We start from the raw sequence: 18259 nt of genomic DNA, 5'->3' as shown, positions 1-18259 counted from the left end.
AGGACAAACCGCGAGGTCGCTGCGAACAGCACATGGAAAAGGAAAATCGCATAGGAATATCCACCGAGCCAGGTCAGCGCTTTCGAGCGCATGTCACTCGACAGCAATGCGATACAAGACACGCAACCCACGGTCAAACCAATCAGGCTGCGGCGATCGACAATCAGCTCACGATCAATCGCCGCGACATACAACAGCGTCAGCGAGATCAGCACAAACAACAGCGGTCCGATCACTTTGAAACGCTGCTTCAAAACATCGACATTTTCCTGACCGATCATCCCTGCAACAAAAAACGGCAGCAGGTAAATCGCACCGTTGATACCGAACGCATCCAGCGGCAACGGCGGCAGCAGGAACAACACCGCCGCAAACGCAAACAAGCCATACAACCGCGTCGCCGAACGCAGCAGGCCGCGCCATTCCAGCAAGCCGACGAAGATGAAAATGCTGAACACCGCCTGCAGGAACCAGAAGTGGTTGATCGGTACCCAGAACGACAACAACGCGTCGATCACGCCGACGTCCTTGTTCACCCCCGGGCCCACCGCTTGCAGCACCGAGAACGGCACGCCGACACAGAACAGCGGCACGATCAGCCGCCGCACCTTGCCGGCGAAGAACGCGGAAAAGTCATTGCCGCGAATCTTGTAGATCGAATAGATGTAGCCGGATATGAACGTGAACAGCGGCATGCGCACGTACACCATCGAGTCGGCGATGACCCGGAACGGCGAGCCGATGTCGATCTTCAAGCCGCCGCCCAGCGGGCCGATGACGTGATAGAGCACCAGCAGCAGGCACGCCAGGCCGCGCAGGGTTTCGATCTCCAGGGATTTTTTCTTGCTCGACATAGAGCACCTGCCTTAAGTGAGAATTCTTGATTCGACCTGCACCGGTTTGTTCGCGCGCAGCATCAAGCCCAGGCCGACGAACAACACCGGCACCACCATCGAGAAATGGCGGGCGAAGGAGCCGAAGTCCGGCTCGAACAAGCCTTGCACCAACAGAAACGCCAGCGGAATCGCGATCAGTTCCTTGGGTTTGGTCTGGATCGGCGCGCCCTTGTAGTCGGTCGAAGTGATGACTTTGAAGAGCAGCAGCGCGGTCATGATCATCAGCGCAACGAAGATCACCTGCCCCGGCCCGGACAGCAGAATCAGCTCAACCGGGAACGACAGGCGGAAGAAAATGATCATCGAATCCAGTGCCTGGGAGACGAAGTCACTGCCGCTGAGCCACGAAACGATCAGCGACTTCGAGCCCTCCTCGCCCGCCGTGCGCAGCTCGTTGTTGCTCGCGCGGATCGATGACACCGGAAAGCCCAGCGCCAGCTGAATGGCCATGGCCACCGCCAGATAAAACAGGAACAGCATCAGAAAGAAGGTGAAGCGCGAGACGTACTTTTTCATCACGCAGACGCCGACCCACGACAGCGAAAACAGGATCCAGTACGGCCGGATCAGCACCCCGTAAATCACCGCTGAAAGAAAAAAACCGCCGCGATATTTGCGCGTCAATGCGCTGAGCAGAATGCTCAACACCGCCACCGACACGATGATTTCCTTGGTCAGGTTCTCGAGGAAAAACGAGCGCACGATACCCCACAGGCACAGGGTGCCGAAGATGGTCAGCGGCATGCGCCGGAACACCACCACCGGAATCGCCGTGAGGAAGAAATTGCAGAACATGCCGTAGGCCCAGGCATTGGTCAGGTTGATCCCGGTGGGCCGCAGCAGGAACGCCGAACACTCGTAGGACGAGCGATCCGGCGAGAACGGGTTCCAGAAATTGCAGTTGTCGGCACGCGCATACGACGACCACAAGGTCATCGCATCCGGCCCCGGATCACGCGGCACCAACAGCGGCATCGCCACTGACAGAAACAGCCCGGTGAACAGGATCAGAAAGGAAATCGACGAATCGAATTTGCGCCCACGAAACTCGATGCGCGGCAATTTCAGGCCCATGACAGCGCAGCCTTTTTCGCGCCGGTGACACGGGTCAACACTGCAATCACACTGAGCTGCACGACGATGGCGAAAACGTTGCCCCACGCCGCGCCGTAGATCGAGTAATGCTTGATCAGCACATAGCTGATCGGCACTGAAATCAGCAGGCAGAGCGTCGCGCTGGCCAGCGACACCCGGCTGTTTTTCGAAGCAATCAAACCGCCCCAGACGATGTCGCCAATCGCCCGCAAAGCGAAGGAAAAAATCAGCACCGCGAGGAGCGCGTTATCCGGGCGCGGCACGCTGCTGGCGACGTAATCGAGCAACACATTGAAAAACACATAGATCGCCACGGCCACAACGGCGGAGACCACCAGCGAGCGCATCACCCATTTGTTGACGAACAGTTGCCTGACCGTGAACGCCTGTTGATCGGCCTGGAAACGCTTGGCCAGCACCGGAATGCCGACCACCGCCACCACCGCGTACGACAACGCCTGCAAAGTGTTGGCCGCCGACCACGCGTACACGTATTTACCGAGGCTGGCGTAGGGCTCGAGATCGATGATCAGAAAGCGCTCGGCGTACTGACTCAGGGCGATCAGACCGGTGCCGAGATAGAACGGCAACCCGGCCCTCCACACCGTCGCGGTGTCCAGCGGCGCGGCTTCGCGGCCCTTGTGCACGTTCACCACGATCAAATAACCGGCGATGATTACCAGCACGTTGGCGACGACCCACAGCCACAACACACTGGCGATGCCCGCGACCCAGCCGAGCACCATGCCGCCCACCGCCAACACCGCCCACAGGCCAGTCTTGATGAAGAACAGCAGAGCGCCGGCGGTGGCTTTCTGCGCGGAAAACACGAAGGAATTGATTTCGAACGACAGGTGCTCGGTGAGCAACACCAGCGTCACGCACAGGATCAGCGTGGCGGTCGCTTCCACCGACTGAAACAGCGAATAGATCAGTACCGTCAGCACCGACAACAACAGCCCCACCGCCAGATACAGCAGCAGAACCTTGTCGACCACCCGCCGCGAACTGCCGCCGACGCTGATCAGCCGGTTGATTTCGGAACTGAAGCCGACGCTGTAGAACTTCGATGCGATCAGCGAAGCCGCGACCACCACACCGTAAAAACCCAGCGCCTCGTAACCGAGGTAATGGGTGATGGCCAACACCAGCAAGAACTTCGCGCCCAAGGCTCCGCCGCGAAGCAACAGCCGAAATATCATCGAACGACACCCTTGATGATTTCGTCCATGGCCACGGTTTTCGCCTCGATCTCGCGGCAAGTGTCGGTCAGGCGCTTGCCGAAATCCGCCAAGGCATTGGGCGCGTAAACGGTGTTGATGATGGTGTCGACGTCGATATCGCCGCCGTTGATCACCCAGTCCTCGACGCCCATGTCCTGATAGGCGCCAAAGCCTTTGCGCTCGTAGCTGATGTGATACGCCGGCACGCCGGAGAGCAGCGATTCGATGGCGCCGTGCAGACGCACCGAGATCACCAGGTCCGGTTGGTACTTGGCAATGGTTGCCTTCAGCGACAGCAGATCTTCGTTGATGCCCAGCTCGCGGTAGAACGCGCCGTCATCGTTGCCACGTACGGCGCTTTGCACGGCGCAGACCACTTTGCTTTTGTTCTTCAGACGCTGCAGCAGCAGTTTCAGATTGGCCACGTAAGCGACCTTCTTCTCCTTGCTCCACTCCGGAGGCTTGCGCAGCACCACGCAGACTGTCGCCGGCGAGGCGGCGCAGCGAGTGAATTTCGGTTGCTGAAGAATCTTGCTCGCCAGCGACTGCACGGCCAGATCCGGCGCGCGGTAGACGTTTTCGCAAGCATCAAAAATCGCCGAGGAACGGTTGTCACGCACGAACACCGCATCGGCGCTGGCGTAGTGTTCAACGATCTTGCTGCTCTCGCCGTGGAACGGGCCGATGCTCTGTGGCAGGTACACCGACGGCACTTTGCTAAGGATCGCGGTTTCCAGTTGCTTGGCATGGCCGAGCTTCAGCTTGATGTGCTCGAAGGCGCTTTTCGAACGCATGTAGCCGCCGCCGACACCGACGATCAGATCGGTTTTCTTCAGCAGATCGGCGAGCCCGACGTAGGACTGATTGAGAAACACCGCTTGCTTGACCCGCCCCAGACCCTTGGCCGCCATCACCGGCGCATCGAAACGCGGGTGCGGCAGATAGTTGAACGACTCAGGGTCGGACGCCACGACACTGATCGCGGTGTCGTCACCAAAGTTACGCTGCACCAGAGCAATGGCCAGATCGACGAGCAGACCGTCACCGGAGTTGGACGCACTGTAGCCATGCAAAATCGTTACGTTCATAAGCTTGAGTTCTACTTAATAAGTGGGAGCGTGATACAGGTCGTAGGTCTGGCGGATCATCAACGCTGCGCTGAAACGTTCGCGGACAATGCTCCGACCTTCGTTGCCGAGGTCGAGCAGGCGCGGCTTCTGGATGATCGTCAACACGTCGGCCAGCGCCTGGTGATCACCGGACGGGAAGACGTAGCCAGACACTTCGTTGGTGACCAGTTCCGGCAGTGAGGTGCAGTTGCTGGCAATCACCGGCAGCCCCATGGCCATGCCTTCCAGCGGCACCATGGCAAAGCCTTCCCAGCGACTCGGCACGATCAGCGCATCGGCTTTCTGATACAGCGCCTGCACTTCACTCGGCGTCACCCACGGCAGGTACTCGACCGAATCCATCGGCGGGCACTCGACCGAGTCTTCGTTGACCGCACTGCCGACCACCGTCAGTTTGAGGTCGTTGCGATTGACCTTGGCGTAGGCCTTGAGCAGCACGTCGAAGCCTTTCTGGTAATCCAGACGCCCGACGAACAGCAGATGAATCGGCTCGGCGCCAGCGCTTTTCGGTGCGTCGTCCTTGTGGTGAATGCCGTTGTAGATCAGCTTCATGCGCTTGCGCTCGATGCCGAAACGCGCGGCTTTATCCAGCTCGTACTGGCTGACGCAGATGATCACGTCGGTGACTTTCTGCAGCACCCGCTCGATCCACGCATAGACCTTCTGCTTGGACGGCGAGCTTTCCATCAGGAACGAAAACGCATGCGGGCAGTAGACGATTTTCGGCTTGCGCCATGGTCGCAACAGCACGCACACAACACGGCCGATCACCCCGGAAAAGGTGCTGTGCAAATGCACCACGTCTGGTTTTTCCTTGAGCAGCACCTGGCTCAGACGCCAAGCGAAACGCAGCAGCGACGGCACGTTACGGCCACTGCGTGGAAAGGTGCGCACCTGCTGCGGGGCGATGCCGTGCAGCTCCCTGGCCTGATCCTCGGGTACCAGATAGACCAGTTGATAATTCGCTGCGTCGTCCTCGGGTGATGCCGAGATCGTGCGGATCACCGTCGCCACGCCACCTTTGATCGTCTCTGCCACGTGCAGTATTTTTTTCACAACTCACCCACTTCAAACAGGAAAGAACAATCGGCAACCATCAGGATTTGTCGGACGCGTATTCGTAGTTGTAATAGCCAGTGCCGCCGTAATAGCTGGCCGCACGCTTCTCGACGCCGTTGAACACCGCGCCTTTCAACTCGATGCCGTTCTGGGCGAAGCGGCGAATGGTCAGTTCGATCTCTTTGGCCGGGTTCACCCCGAAGCGGGTGACGATCAGGCTGATGCCGGCCTCGCGACCGACGATGGCGGCATCGGTCACTGCCAGCAGTGGCGGCGTGTCGATGATCACCAGGTCGTAGCGCTCGCTGAGTTCGGCCAGCAGCTCGCGGAAGTTGGCGTGCATCAGCAGCTCGGAAGGATTGGGCGGCACTTGCCCCCGGCTGATGAAATGCAGGTTGTCGACTTCGACTTTGTTGATCGCCTGCTCAAGGGTGCAGCGCTTGACCAGCAGGTCGGACAGACCATTGCTGATCGGCGTGTTGAGGGTTTTGTGCAGATGCCCTTTGCGCATGTCGGCATCGATCAGCACCACGCGCTGGCCGCTGAGGGCCATGACCGCCGCGAGGTTGGACGAGACGAAGGTCTTGCCGACCTGTGGGCTCGGCCCGGAAATCATGATGCGGTTGTTGGTCGAATCGAGCCCGGCAAAGTGCAGGCAGGTGCGCAGGCTGCGGATCGATTCGATAGACAGATCAGTCGGGTTGCGCAGCGCCAGCAGGTACGCCGGCTTGTCGACGCCGTCGCGGGCGCGGCCCTTTTTGTTGTCCTCTTCTTCCTGCAAGGCGCTGTAGGGAATCGACGCGTAAACCGGCAGGCCCAACTGCTCGATGCCTTCTGGACCTTCAAGGCCTCGGCTAAGGGATTTGCGCAGCAGCACCAGCGCCACGCCGACAAACGCGCCGAGCAATGTCGCGATCAGCACGATCAGTGGTTTCTTCGGTTTGATCGGATTGGTCAGGTCGACATCGGCAGTGTCGATCAAGCGCACGTTGCCGACGGCCCCGGCGCGGACGATGTCGAGCTCCTGGGATTTGTTCAGCAACTGCGTGTAGATCTGCGAAGCCACCTCGACGTCGCGGGTCAGGTTGAGCAATTCCTGCTGAGTGGCCGGCAAGTCCTGAACCTTGCCCTCGAGAGATTTCTGCTGCTGGGTCAGCTCGCCGATCTGCGTCATCAAGGCGCGATAGGCCGGGTGCTGTTTGGTGAACTTGCGATCGAGTTCGGCCTGCTGCATTTTCAGCTCGGAGATGCGCGTTTCCAGCGCCACCGACTGGCCCAGCACCGACTGGGTTTCCAGCGAGATGTTCACGGTCTTGCCGTGGGTCTGGTAGGCATTCAAGGCGTCGCTGGCCTTGGCCAGATCACGCTTGACCTGGGGCAACTGGCTTTGCAGAAACGCGAGGCTCTGCGCGGCTTCCGCCGAAGTGCGCCGTACGTTTTGCTCGACGTAGAGCGAGGCGATCTTGTTGAGGATCTTCACCGCCTCGGCGGCGTCGGAGCTGGCCAGCGCCAGACGAATGATCCCCGACTCCTTGCCCTGTTCGGAGATATCCAGCGCGTCCTGATAGCCCTGGATGGTCACGATGCGTGGATTGCGCACCACCTGAAAGCGCGTGCCGGGGTTGGCCGCCAGTTGCGCGATCTGCCCTTCCACGCCGTCGTTGGCAAACGCTTCGCCGGCCACGCCTTCGGCGAGCAGATTGTCGTTTTCATCGAACAGTTGAAAACGCTGCTGTTCGCCGGCGACCAGGGTGAGTTTCTTGCCGAGCAGGTCTTTCGGCAATTGCAGCCGGTTGAACTCCAGACGCTCCCCACCCCAGGCGTAACTGTTCAGGCCGAAACGCGGCGGCGCGACGCTGGTCTCGCTGTCACCGCGATAGCGCCGTGAGAGAAAGCCGCCGATCAACGGGAACGTGTTGGGGGTGACGTCGATATCCAGGCGCAGGTCGTCAACGGTTTTGCCGATCACCGCGCGGGATTTGATGATGCCGATTTCGGTCACCGACGGCGATTGCCCGCCGAGCATGCTGTTGAGGTCGGAGAAACCGAGCATGTCGTTCTTTTTCGGTTCGACCTGCACCAGCGCGTTCGCCAGGTACACCGGCGTTGCCAGCACCGCATAGGCGACGCCGGTGACCATGAAGGCACCGGTCAGCGCGCCGATCAGCCACTTCTGGTCGATCAGGCTGCCGAAGATGCCGAGCAGATCAATACTGTCTTGATCATTGTCGCGGGTGCCGATTACGGACGGTAACTGCATAAGTCTGTTCTTACCATTTACTGTTCTGAAGAATATTCATCAATGCCCGAGACGCTTCGCCCATGAACTAACAGCATCTTCAATCAATGCGTGGGCATGAATAAACGCGGCTTTGCCTTGACGATACGGATCATGTATTTCGCGCTCGCTCTGCCATTTACCGAGCAGAAACACTTTGCCTCTGGCGTGCGAGGCAATCTTCAGCACTTGATTGACGTGGGCTTTTTCCATGACCAGGATCAGGTCCGAGTCATTGACGATGTCCGAAGTCAGTTGCCGCGCCTTGAAGGCCTCGGCGCAATGCCCGTGCTCTTCGAGAACCTGCCGCGCCGAGGCTTCCACGCCCTCGCCCACGCGGGCAGACAAGCCGGCAGAGGACACAGTGATGGCGGACGGGCCCAGCGCGTTGCGCAGCAGCAGTTCAGCCGTCGGACTTCGGCATATATTGCCCACGCAGACAACCAGGATCTTTTTGAACAAGTCTTGCTTTCCTGTGTAATATCAAACAGCCAACATGCCGTGAAAGTTAATGAACCCTCACGACTTTCCTGCACTCAGAAATAGCTTCGCCCTGTTAGTACAGGAACATTAAGTACCACAGCGTTTTAAGCCGCCCCAATCACAATTAGCGGACTAAAAATAACTGTGATTTTCAGTTGCTGTTTTCCTGACAAAAAATAACATTCGCGCACTTAGTGCCATCACCGTTATCGGAAATTGAGTAACGGGATAAACATTCGTAGTTGTCATTCTCTTCAGGAGAGCAGACATGAAAACAGCACAGCGCAATACACTCGCCGCCCTCGCCCTGATGGCGCTCGGTGCCACCAGCCAGGTTCACGCCAGTGAGCTGTTCCCCAACCTTCCAGCAAAAACCATCGGCGTGCAGGTGAAAATCCAGAGCTTCACCGCCGCCGATGCCGCGCAAATCAAGGCAGCAGGCTTCAGCTTTGTGCGCTTCGGTGTGTGGAGCGACAGCCTCACCGCCAAGACGTATCAGAAACAGGTCAGCGACGCCTTCGCCGCCGCCGCTTCCGCCGGCCTGCCGGTGCTGCTGACGGTGCGCGCAATCAAGGCACTGCCGGCCACTTCGCCCGAGGAGCTGAACGCCGCCGGCGCTAAGTTCGCCAACACCGTGACCGGGCTGGAAAAAACCTGGAGTTCGCAATTGGTGGCGATCGAAATCTGGAACGAGCCGGACCTGGAAACCTATTGGCCGACGCGCAATTTCGATACCACCTTCGTGCCGTTCATGGCCGGCATGTGCAAGGCCTTCGAAGCTCAGCCGCAGACGACGCCACGGGTCGGTTTCGGCTTCGCCCGGCCGCCAAGCGCGGGCTCGGCGTCGACGGTGGCGATGAAAAGTATCGTCAGCGATTACCCGAAATGCCTCAACGCGGTTTCCTATCATCCTTATGGGATGACCACGACGCAGATCAGCAACGCACAGACCTTCATCCAACAGAACTTCAATCTGCCGGGGGTCATCAGTGAATGGGGGGTTTCGGCCCTCGCCTCCAACGGTGGTCCTGAGGGACAAGCAACCAAGATCAACGCGTTTATTACCGACGTTAAACGCCTGAATATTCCGCTGACCTCTATCTATGAATGGCGGAACAGTGATTCGGGCAGCAACGATCGCGAGAAGAACTTCGGCTTTCTCACCTCTGACGGTCAGCCAAAACCGGCGCGGTTGTCCGTGGAAGGTGTGTTGAACGCTGAGTAGGACATGGGCAACCGGCCTGTTCACAGGTCGGTTGCTTTGAACCTGTGGGCTGTTTTGGCATCGTATTCAGCGACACCGCGCCCCACCTTTCAAACAATCGTTTTCAGGTTGTTGCCACCGGGGCCATCGATCCACGAATGCACCCTTGAGTGCCCGTCAGCGCTCGGGTAATGTCTTCAGACCCATAGGATAGAGCACGCCCATGACTTCCAAGCTGGAACAACTCAAACAGTTCACCACCGTAGTTGCCGACACCGGCGACTTCGAAGCGATCGCCCGAGTCAAACCGACCGATGCCACCACCAACCCTTCCCTGCTGCTCAAGGCTTCGGCCATTCACGGTTACGCCGAACTGCTGAACGATTGCGTTCGCGACTGCAAGGGCGATGTCGGCCTGGCCAGCGACCGTTTCGGCGTCGCAGTGGGCAAGGAAATCCTCAACGTGGTTCCGGGCCGCATTTCCACCGAAGTGGATGCGCGTCTGTCCTTTGACCAGGATGCGATCCTCAAGCGTGCGCATCGCCTGATCGAGCTGTACGACAAGGCCGGCGTCGGCCGCGACCGCGTGCTGATCAAGATCGCCTCGACCTGGGAAGGCATCCGCGCCGCCGAAATCCTCGAGAAGGAAGGCATCCAGACCAACCTGACCCTGCTGTTCTCCTTCGCCCAGGCCGCCGCCTGCGCCGACGCCGGGGTGTTCCTGATTTCGCCGTTCGTGGGCCGTATCTACGACTGGTACAAGAAGGCCAACGGCAACGACTACACCGGCGCCGATGATCCTGGCGTGCAGTCGGTGACGCGCATCTACAACTACTACAAGGCCAATGACTACAAGACCGTGGTCATGGGCGCCAGCTTCCGTAACATCAACCAGATCGAACAACTGGCTGGCTGTGATCGCCTGACCATCAGCCCGGAACTGCTGGAGAAGCTGGCCGCCGATACCGGCAAGCTGGAACGCAAACTGGCGCCGGGCAATGCCGGTGAAGCGCGTCTGAGCCTCAACGAAGCGCAATTCCGCTGGTTGTCCAACGAAGACGCGATGGCCACCGAGAAACTGGCTGAAGGCATCCGTCAGTTCGCCCGCGACCAGGAGAAGCTGGAAGCGTTGCTGCAGGCCAAGCTGTGATTTGAGTTTGTAGAATGCAAAAAGGGCGAACCTGTGAGGGTTCGCCCTTTTTTATGGTGACTGGTGATAAACATGTGGGAGCGAGCCTGCTCGCGAAGAGGCTGGCCTAAGCATCCTCAATTCACTGAATCAATGCCGCTCCAGCGCATTCACCAGATCATGAAACGCTTCACGATTGGAATCGTTCAGGCCCATGAGAATCTTGTGCGCTTCCAGCACCTTGATTCGCACCACTTCTTCGGATTGGTCCTGATCCGGCAGGTCGTCCAGGCACTCCGGGCACGGCACCGGGTGGTTGACGATGTTGAACACCTGCTCGAAGCCCATCGACTGCAAAAGCCGAGTGATGTCTTCGTGGGTGGTGACAACCGTCGGCAACAGGCCGACCTTCTGCCGCGACAGGATCGACAGTTTGGCCAGCAGGCCCAAGGTGGTGCTGTCGATGCTGCGGGTTTCGGTCAAATCGATCACGATCGCGTTGAAATTCAGCGCGGTGAAGATTTTCTCAATAGTCGCATCCAACGCCGAACACAGGGTCAGGCGAACTTCACCGACGAACTTCAGGACGAAGGTGCCGTCCTGCTCGGCGAACTGGATTCTACCGGTACTCATTGAAGATTCCTGCTCAACACCAACAGGGCGATATCATCCGGCATCTCCCCCAGCGTGGCCAAACCAAACACTTGCCGCAGACCATCCAGGCTGCCGCCCGCTGACTTCACCCGTTCGGGCAAAGCAGCCTCTTTTTCTTTGAGCGTTGCTTCCGGCAAAAGGTCCAGAATGCCATCAGACATCAGCGTCAGGCTGAACGTCGGCGGCAGCTCAAGCACGTGGTCTTCGTAGGTGGCTTCATTGAAAAGCCCCACCGGCAGGCCACGGCCTTCGAGATAACGAACACTGTCAGGCGTGTACAACACAGGCAAAGGCAGATGGCCGCCGATGCTATAGGTCAACAAACCGGTCTCCTCGTCGATGACTCCACCGACCATTGTGACGTGTTTACCCAGCTTACAACTGATCAGCCCCCGGTTGATATGACCGAGCACTTCCGAAGGCTTGAACTCCGGCAAGGTACCGCTGCGTTTCGACTCGAAGAGCAAACGCGTGGTCATGAACTTCAACAGCACGGTGACGAAGGCCGATGACGCGCCATGCCCGGAAACATCCGCCAGATAAAACGCGACCCGGCGTTCGTCAACGCGGAAATAGTCGACAAAATCACCCGACAGGTACAGCGACGGGATGATCTGGTGGGCAAAATTGAATTCGTCGATGCTCCACGGGCTTTCCGGCAGCATGTTCATCTGCACCTGGCGACCGGCGTTCTGGTCTTCCTGGAGCAGGTTCAGGCTGGCTTCAAGCTCGCGGTTGGCCTTTTCCAGCTTCTCGCTGTAGCGCTGGTTTTCCAGCAGCAGCCGCGCACGATCCAGGGCCCGGCGCACGGAATGCTCGAGCACAGCCAGATCTTCGAGAGGCTTGATCAGGTAATCCGCAGCGCCCAGGCGCAGGGCCTCGACCGCGTCGTTCATCACCCCGGCACCCGAGACCACGATCACCGGCGTCTCCGGTGAGCGCTCGGTGACCTGACGGATCAGTTCGAGACCGCCCATCTGCGGCATGCGCAGATCGCAGATGACCAGATCGGGCTCGTCTTGCTCGAATACCTGAAGACCCTGTTGACCGTTGCCGGCCTGCAGGACGCTGAAACCACTGTCTTCCAGATAGGCCGCGAGGCTCGCGCGCACTACCTCGTCATCATCGATTATCAGCAGCGTGGCACTGGTTTTTGGCATGTGGGCAAACGGCGCCAGAATTAGGTTGGCGTAGTGAGCGGGGCAACGGCCCTGCGCAGACTACTGGATTCGCTTTCTAGCCTCTCTGTTGCAGCGCTTTCAAGCATTCGCCTGGCGCGCGGTTTTAAACAGAGGTGCCCTTCTAAGGCGCAGACGGTACTCCCATCCGCAGAGCGTTTCAAGCATGCGCCGATTGTCGCTTGACGACTTTGTTTGTCAAATCACCGGGAGTTATAAGAACGGCTCCCACGGTAACCCGATGGAAGGTAGCGGCAGTCGCAGGCGACGCTCTGGCGCGGACAAAAAAGGCGACCCGAGGGTCGCCTTCCTGTCGCTGGTCGAAATCAGAAATCGTCTTCGACCTGACCGTCCTTCACCTTGAACTCGCGGTTCTGCAGGTAAGCGTTGCGGATGAAGGTGTATTTGTCGCCGCTGATCAGCTTCTCGCTCGACAGCAGGCTGGCGCGGGTGTCGACGATGTTCAGGCCGAAGATCGAGTTACGCGTCGGCACGTGGTCGATGTAGCGGTAAGCGCCGGTGAAGCTGTCGACGTATTTCGACGGTGCGTCACGCAGGGTGCTCGGCCCCATCAGCGGCAGCATCACGTACGGGCCGCTGCCCACGCCCCAGTAACCGAGGGTCTGACCGAAGTCTTCGTCGCTGCGGTTCAAGCCCATCTTAGTGCCGACATCAAAGAAGCCGAGCAGACCGAAGGTGGTGTTGAAAATCAGTCGGGCGGTATCAACGCCCGCTGCAGCGGGTTTGGCCTGGAGAATGTTGTTCGCCAGGTTGGTGACGTCACCGACGTTGCGGAACATATTGTGAATGCCGTCTTCAACGAACTGCGGGGTGATGAACTCATAACCCTGCGCCAATGGCTTCAGCGCGTAGGTGTCAACGAAGTCGTTGAACTGGAAAATCGGCCGGTTGACGCTTTCCCAAGGGTCTTCTTCGGTGGCCGCCTGGGTGGCGAACGGCGCCAGCAACAGGCTGGCACATACACTTAGCTGAGTGAGCGAAGGGCTCCAGCGCATAGAAAAACTCCTTGGATTTGATACTGGCGCGGACCTCTCGGCCCAAGCATTAAGGCCGCTAGTATAAGCGTAAACGGCGATTTGGGCAGTGCGCCGCTGCAAGGATATGCAGGAAGTTTCCTACGCAGGCTTTCACCCGCCTGTCATGCAACTGTCACCCGCGCGGCCTAGTCTTGAGCGTTATTTCAGGGACGTTGCCATGACTCACGCCGAAACCTTGCCCGTCGCCGCGCCCGGCCTGACTGCCGTGCTGTTCGGCCTGAGCGGTTGCCTGGTGGATTTCGGTGCCCGCGCCGCGCAACAGCTCAACGCCCAGCCGGAACATGCCAAAACTACACCCGGCGCACTCGATAGCCTGAAAAGTTTGCAGCGCCAGGGAATTCCTTGCGCGTGGCTCGACGAATTGCCCCCTGCCCTCGCTCAGCCACTGGCCGCCTCGCTGCCAGACTGGATCAAACCGACGCAACATTCAGCAACAATGAATCCATGGCCAGCGCCCAACGCGTGCTGGCAGGCGTTGATGAGTTTGAACATCGACCGCCTCGATGGCTGCGTGCTGGTCAGCGGTGAGCCGCGCCTGTTACAGGCCGGTCTGAATGCCGGGTTATGGACGATTGGCCTGGCGTCCTGCGGCTCGCTATGCGGCCTGAGCCCGAGCGAGTGGCAGGCTTTGTCACAAAAGGAACGCGAAAAGTTGCGCGGCAAGGCAACCGTACAGTTGTTCGGCCTGGGTGTGCATTCGGTGATCGATCATCTCGGCGAACTGGACGCCTGCCTCGCCGACATCAGCTTGCGCCGCGCCAAAGGCGAAAAGCCCTGATCGGCGTCATGCAGGTTTACCGAGAGTGGATTAATCTAAAGGTCAGCCACAGACCTTTGGCGCGTGGCTGCGGTCAATGCCAGTGCCTATTGATAAAAGGAAACCACCATGCCCGCCCAAGAACTGCAAAAACAGCTCGATACCCTGCGCGAGCAGCTGGAACACAATCCACCGCTGTCGGAAGCCGAGCGTGAGGATCTGCATGCGCTGATGGCGCAGATCGAATCGGAAATCCAGCTGGAAACTGCCACCCAGGACGCGAGCATCGCCGACGGCGTGAACCTGGCGGTCGAGCGCTTCGAAGTCGAACACCCGGCGATCGCCGGCACCCTGCGCAATATCATGAATACGCTGGGCAGCATGGGCATCTGACGCCCCGCCTAACAAAAAAGCCCTGCCAGCGATGGCAGGGCTTTTTCATTTGCAAAATGTGCATGCTAGCCCTTGTGGGAGCGAGCCTGATCGCGAAGGCGTCGTGTCAGTCGACGTCATCGTTGCATGAAACACCGCATTCGCGAGCAGGCCCACTCCCACAAGGGATATCGCACATTCCGTTTCTTTATTGACGTACGAGCCGGTGATTCGGCAGCTGCACCTGTTCAGTGCTGCGATACGGGTTGATATCCAGCCCACCCCGGCGCACATAGCGCGCAAACACCGTGAGTTTCTCCGGCTTCAACAACCGCTGCAGATCAAGAAAAATCCGCTCCACGCATTGCTCATGGAAGTCCGAATGCTGGCGGAAGCTGACGATGTACTCCAGCAGGCTGGCGTGATCCAGCGCCGCGCCGCGATATTCCACCACGACGCTGCCCCAGTCCGGCTGGCTGGTCACCGGGCAGTTGGATTTCAGCAGATGGCTGTGCACGCTCTCCTCGACCACGCGCGAATTGTCGCAACGCAGCAGCTCCGGACGCGGGTGCTCATAATTGCTCACGCTGATATCCAGATCATCGATGCACACGCCCGGCAACGCCACCACGCCTTCAGCTTCCACGTCTTTCAGACTGCGCACCCGCACGCCCACCGGTTTGCCGGCAGCGGCGGACAGATCCTTGACCAGCGTCGCTTCCAGCGTGGCGACGTCGGCGAACGGCGTCTGGTTCAGCGAATTGAGGTAGAGCTTGAACGACTTTGATTCGATGATATTCGGCGAGTCCGCCGGGATGCTGAATTCAGCGATCGCCACCACCGGTTTGCCCGAGGGCAGCAGCCACGACAGCTCGAAGCAGTTCCAGAAATCCACGCCTTTATACGGCAGGGTTTCGGCGGTCAGGCCCAGCTCGGCCCATTTCGCGGTGCGCGGAATCGGGAACAGCAGGGACGGCGTGTAGGTGGCGATGTATTCGCTGGATTTGCCCAGCGGCGAATGTTCGGCTGCGGGATGCATGGCGGAAACCTGACTGAATAATCAGCGGATTCTACCAGCCTTTGCCCGCGCCTTTGAGTGCTTACTGACTGACTGTCAGTTTGCCGACCATGCCGGCCTGATAATGCCCGGGGATATTGCAGGCAAACTCGAGCGCCGCGGCCTTGCTGAAAGTCCAGTTCAACTCGGCGGTTTTGCCCGGCTCGACCAGCACGCTGTTGAGGTCGTCATGCTGCATGCCATGGCCCATCGCCGCGTGATCCATGCCCGCCATGTCGTGGGACATTTCTTTCATGCCGGTAGGCGTAAGCATGCCGCTTTGCTGCATCTGCAACATTTCCTGCTGGTGACTGGCATGCATCGCCGCATCACCGAGGTTGAATTCATGCAGTAACTGGCCTTTATTCACCAGCACAAAGCGAACCGTCTCACCGGCCTTGACCTGTATGGCTTTCGGGTCGAAGTTCATGTCGCCCATGACGATTTCGATAGTCCGCGTGGCCTGGCTCGCCGCTGCCGGCTGGCCGAAGGCGAAGGTGTGCACCGGTGTCGCCCAGGCTGGCGTACTCAATGCCAGCAGACAGGCGGCTATTTTCAGGGAGGTGCGCAAAAACATGGTCGTACTCCAACAAGAGAAGGTTCAGCCTGTGGGAAACTCTAACCACCCAGGGCTGGCATCGACCTGACAAGCAGATTACAACTTTGTCAGCTTGGCGCTTATCGCCGGATCTCACGGTATAACGCCTTCGCCCCTCTAAACACCAACCCCGCCCGAGTCGCCCATGAAACTGTTGATCGTCGAAGACCAAGCGAAAACCGGCCAGTACCTGCGTCAGGGCCTGACCGAGGCCGGATTCAATACCGAGCTGGTGGCTGACGGGATCAGCGGCCAGCAATTGGCCTTGAGCGGCGACTACGCGCTGTTGATCCTCGATGTAATGCTGCCCGGGCGCAGTGGCTGGCAGATTCTCCAAGCGGTGCGCAGCTCCGGCCTCGACACGCCGGTACTTTTTCTCACCGCCAAAGACGCGGTGGAGGACAGGGTTCACGGCCTCGAACTGGGCGCCGACGATTATCTGGTCAAGCCATTCGCCTTCTCCGAATTGCTCGCTCGGGTGCGCAGCCTGTTGCGGCGTGGCAGCGCGATCGCCCAGGAAACCAGCCTGCAACTGGCCGATCTGCGCCTGGATCTGATCCGCCGCCGGGTCGAACGCAGCGGCCAGCGCATCGACCTGACCGCCAAGGAATTCGCCCTGCTGGAAATGCTCTTGCGCCGCCAAGGTGAAGTGTTGCCGAAGTCTCTGATTGCTTCGCAGGTCTGGGACATGAATTTCGACAGCGACACCAACGTCATCGAAGTGGCGATCCGCCGATTGCGCCTGAAGATCGACGATGACTTTCCCAACAAGTTGATCCACACCGTGCGCGGCATGGGTTACGTGCTCGAAGAGCGTTCGCTGTGATGCGTAGCCTGTCCTTGAGCACGCGCCTGGCGCTGTTGTTTGCCGCCTGCACTGCGGTGGTCTCGCTGTTCGCCGGGGTGCTGTTCGACCGCGCCAGCGAGGCGCACTTCATCGAACTTGACCAGCAACAACTGGAGACGAAACTGATCGGCCTGCGCCGCGCCTTGCAGGATCTCCAACCTGCCCAGCGCGAGGCGCGGCTGGCCGATGAACTCAGCCGTCAGGCCGATCTGTCGCTGCGCATCACCAGTGGCGACGGCCAGCACTGGTATGACAGCTCGGTGCAAATTCCGAAGAATCTGCCACTGCAAACAGGCCTGTCGACCATCAGCCATGACGGCACCGATTACCGCGTGCTGCGCGCCCCGCTCTACCCGGACGCAGCGGATTCGCCACAACTGACGCTGCTGCTGGACATCACCCATCACCAGCATTTTCTTACGCGCATGCAGCATCTGATCTGGCTGACCGTCGGCCTGTCGGCGTTGGCCACTGCACTGCTCGGCGCCTGGGCCGCGCGCAGCGGTCTGCGCCCGTTGCGGCGGATGAGCGCAGTGGCCCGTGGGATTTCCGCGCAATCGCTGAATGCCCGCCTGCCTGAAGAGAAGATGCCGCCAGAGCTTGCGGAAATGGCCTACAGCTTCAACGCCATGCTCGAACGCCTCGACGACTCGTTTCAGCGCCTCTCGGCATTCTCCGCCGACATCGCCCATGAACTGCGCACACCGTTGTCGAATCTGCTGACCCACACCCAGGTCACCCTCACCCGCCCACGCGCACTGGAGGATTACCGCGAAGCGCTGCACAGCAACCTCGAAGAACTGCAATGGATGGCGCAACTGGTCAACGACATGCTCTACCTTGCCAAGGCTGACCACGGCTTGCTGATGCCCAAGCGCGAACCGCTGGAGCTGGCGGATGAGGCCGACATGCTGCTGGAGTTTTTTGCGCCATTGGCGGAAGACGCTGGCGTGAGTTTGAGCCGTGAAGGTGAGGCGCAAATCGAAGGTGATCGCGGCATGTTGCGCCGGGCCTTGTCGAACCTGCTGGATAACGCACTGCGGTTTACCCCGGCCGAGGGTTATGTGCGCTTGAGCATCGTCGACGAGGGGGAAACCGTGCGCGTCTGCGTCGAGAACAGTGGCGAGGGTATTTCCGCGCAATTACTGCCACGTCTGTTTGACCGCTTCTATCGAGCGGATCCGGCGCGGCAGGAAGGCAGCAGTGAGCATGCGGGGTTGGGGCTGGCGATCACCCAGTCG

At 59.3% G+C, this 18259-nt stretch carries 18 protein-coding genes; 6 read left to right on the top strand and 12 right to left on the bottom strand.

The window, feature by feature from the left end; translation table 11 throughout:
* The 7 genes from D6877_RS25755 to D6877_RS25725 all read right to left on the bottom strand — a co-directional run.
* On the bottom strand, window positions 1-854 hold an 854-nt coding region (locus D6877_RS25755; protein WP_130912532.1), incomplete at its 3' end, for an acyltransferase.
* A 12-nt stretch (window positions 855-866) separates the two neighbouring features.
* On the bottom strand, window positions 867-1970 hold the full coding sequence (locus tag D6877_RS25750) for a hypothetical protein (RefSeq protein ID WP_016775461.1): 1104 nt from the start codon (window positions 1968-1970) through the stop codon (window positions 867-869).
* Window positions 1961-3193: an oligosaccharide flippase family protein gene (locus D6877_RS25745; RefSeq protein ID WP_130912528.1), complete on the bottom strand. Its 1233-nt coding sequence runs from the start codon at window positions 3191-3193 to the stop codon at window positions 1961-1963. The genes D6877_RS25750 and D6877_RS25745 overlap by 10 nt, the downstream gene beginning before the upstream one ends.
* Entirely contained in the window at window positions 3190-4302 is a 1113-nt protein-coding gene (locus tag D6877_RS25740) for a polysaccharide pyruvyl transferase family protein (protein ID WP_130912527.1), read from the bottom strand. The genes D6877_RS25745 and D6877_RS25740 overlap by 4 nt, the downstream gene beginning before the upstream one ends.
* Window positions 4303-4317: 15 nt before the next feature.
* Window positions 4318-5400, bottom strand: a complete 1083-nt coding sequence (locus D6877_RS25735) for a glycosyltransferase (protein WP_130912526.1) — start codon at window positions 5398-5400, stop codon at window positions 4318-4320.
* A 40-nt stretch (window positions 5401-5440) separates the two neighbouring features.
* The gene (locus tag D6877_RS25730; RefSeq protein ID WP_130912525.1) at window positions 5441-7663 is read right to left on the bottom strand and encodes a polysaccharide biosynthesis tyrosine autokinase; all 2223 of its coding nucleotides are present in this window, start codon (window positions 7661-7663) and stop codon (window positions 5441-5443) included.
* 39 nt (window positions 7664-7702) lie between these two features.
* Window positions 7703-8143, bottom strand: coding sequence for a low molecular weight protein-tyrosine-phosphatase (locus tag D6877_RS25725; RefSeq protein ID WP_016775466.1), 441 nt, complete (start codon window positions 8141-8143; stop codon window positions 7703-7705).
* A gap of 289 nt (window positions 8144-8432) precedes the next feature.
* Here D6877_RS25725 and D6877_RS25720 point away from each other — a divergent pair, with 289 nt between their 5' ends.
* Both D6877_RS25720 and tal read left to right on the top strand, forming a co-directional pair.
* Window positions 8433-9389 (top strand): cellulase family glycosylhydrolase, encoded by a 957-nt coding sequence (locus D6877_RS25720; protein ID WP_130912524.1) that lies wholly within the window; start codon window positions 8433-8435, stop codon window positions 9387-9389.
* Between the two features lie 202 nt (window positions 9390-9591).
* Window positions 9592-10518, top strand: a complete 927-nt coding sequence (tal, locus tag D6877_RS25715) for a transaldolase (RefSeq protein ID WP_016775468.1) — start codon at window positions 9592-9594, stop codon at window positions 10516-10518.
* A gap of 129 nt (window positions 10519-10647) precedes the next feature.
* Here tal and rssC read toward each other — a convergent pair whose 3' ends face one another.
* From rssC to D6877_RS25700, 3 genes are all read right to left on the bottom strand, one after another.
* Window positions 10648-11130 (bottom strand): anti-sigma factor antagonist RssC, encoded by a 483-nt coding sequence (gene rssC, locus D6877_RS25710; protein WP_003226553.1) that lies wholly within the window; start codon window positions 11128-11130, stop codon window positions 10648-10650.
* Window positions 11127-12311, bottom strand: coding sequence for a two-component system response regulator RssB (gene rssB / locus D6877_RS25705; RefSeq protein WP_130912523.1), 1185 nt, complete (start codon window positions 12309-12311; stop codon window positions 11127-11129). Before rssB ends, rssC begins: the two co-directional genes overlap by 4 nt.
* 344 nt (window positions 12312-12655) lie before the next feature.
* Window positions 12656-13345, bottom strand: a complete 690-nt coding sequence (locus D6877_RS25700; protein WP_016775470.1) for a VacJ family lipoprotein — start codon at window positions 13343-13345, stop codon at window positions 12656-12658.
* A 199-nt stretch (window positions 13346-13544) separates the two neighbouring features.
* On the opposite strand from D6877_RS25700, the gene D6877_RS25695 reads away from it, so the two are divergent.
* Both D6877_RS25695 and D6877_RS25690 read left to right on the top strand, forming a co-directional pair.
* The gene (locus D6877_RS25695; RefSeq protein WP_130912522.1) at window positions 13545-14165 is read left to right on the top strand and encodes an HAD family phosphatase; all 621 of its coding nucleotides are present in this window, start codon (window positions 13545-13547) and stop codon (window positions 14163-14165) included.
* A 108-nt stretch (window positions 14166-14273) separates the two neighbouring features.
* Entirely contained in the window at window positions 14274-14537 is a 264-nt protein-coding gene (locus D6877_RS25690; RefSeq protein WP_016775472.1) for a DUF4404 family protein, read from the top strand.
* Window positions 14538-14724: 187 nt separating this feature from the next.
* Here the strand turns inward: D6877_RS25690 and queF are convergent, their stop codons facing one another.
* Entirely contained in the window at window positions 14725-15555 is an 831-nt protein-coding gene (queF, locus tag D6877_RS25685; RefSeq protein WP_130912521.1) for an NADPH-dependent 7-cyano-7-deazaguanine reductase QueF, read from the bottom strand.
* A gap of 61 nt (window positions 15556-15616) precedes the next feature.
* Window positions 15617-16150, bottom strand: a complete 534-nt coding sequence (locus D6877_RS25680; protein ID WP_130912520.1) for a cupredoxin family protein — start codon at window positions 16148-16150, stop codon at window positions 15617-15619.
* A 166-nt stretch (window positions 16151-16316) separates the two neighbouring features.
* On the opposite strand from D6877_RS25680, the gene D6877_RS25675 reads away from it, so the two are divergent.
* Both D6877_RS25675 and D6877_RS25670 read left to right on the top strand, forming a co-directional pair.
* Window positions 16317-16997 carry a heavy metal response regulator transcription factor gene (locus D6877_RS25675; protein ID WP_130912519.1) on the top strand — a complete coding sequence of 227 codons (681 nt, stop codon included), beginning with the start codon at window positions 16317-16319 and terminating at the stop codon, window positions 16995-16997.
* Window positions 16997-18259, top strand: a 1263-nt coding sequence (locus tag D6877_RS25670) for a heavy metal sensor histidine kinase (protein ID WP_130912518.1), incomplete at its 3' end; no start/stop codon positions are given. The genes D6877_RS25675 and D6877_RS25670, both read left to right, overlap by 1 nt.

This window comes from Pseudomonas sp. Sample_9, assembly GCF_004307535.1.
In the GTDB taxonomy this organism is placed as follows: domain Bacteria; phylum Pseudomonadota; class Gammaproteobacteria; order Pseudomonadales; family Pseudomonadaceae; genus Aquipseudomonas; species Aquipseudomonas mercuritolerans.
The sequence above is the reverse complement of the archived record's forward strand: the minus strand, read 5'-3'. Positions and strand labels throughout refer to the sequence as shown.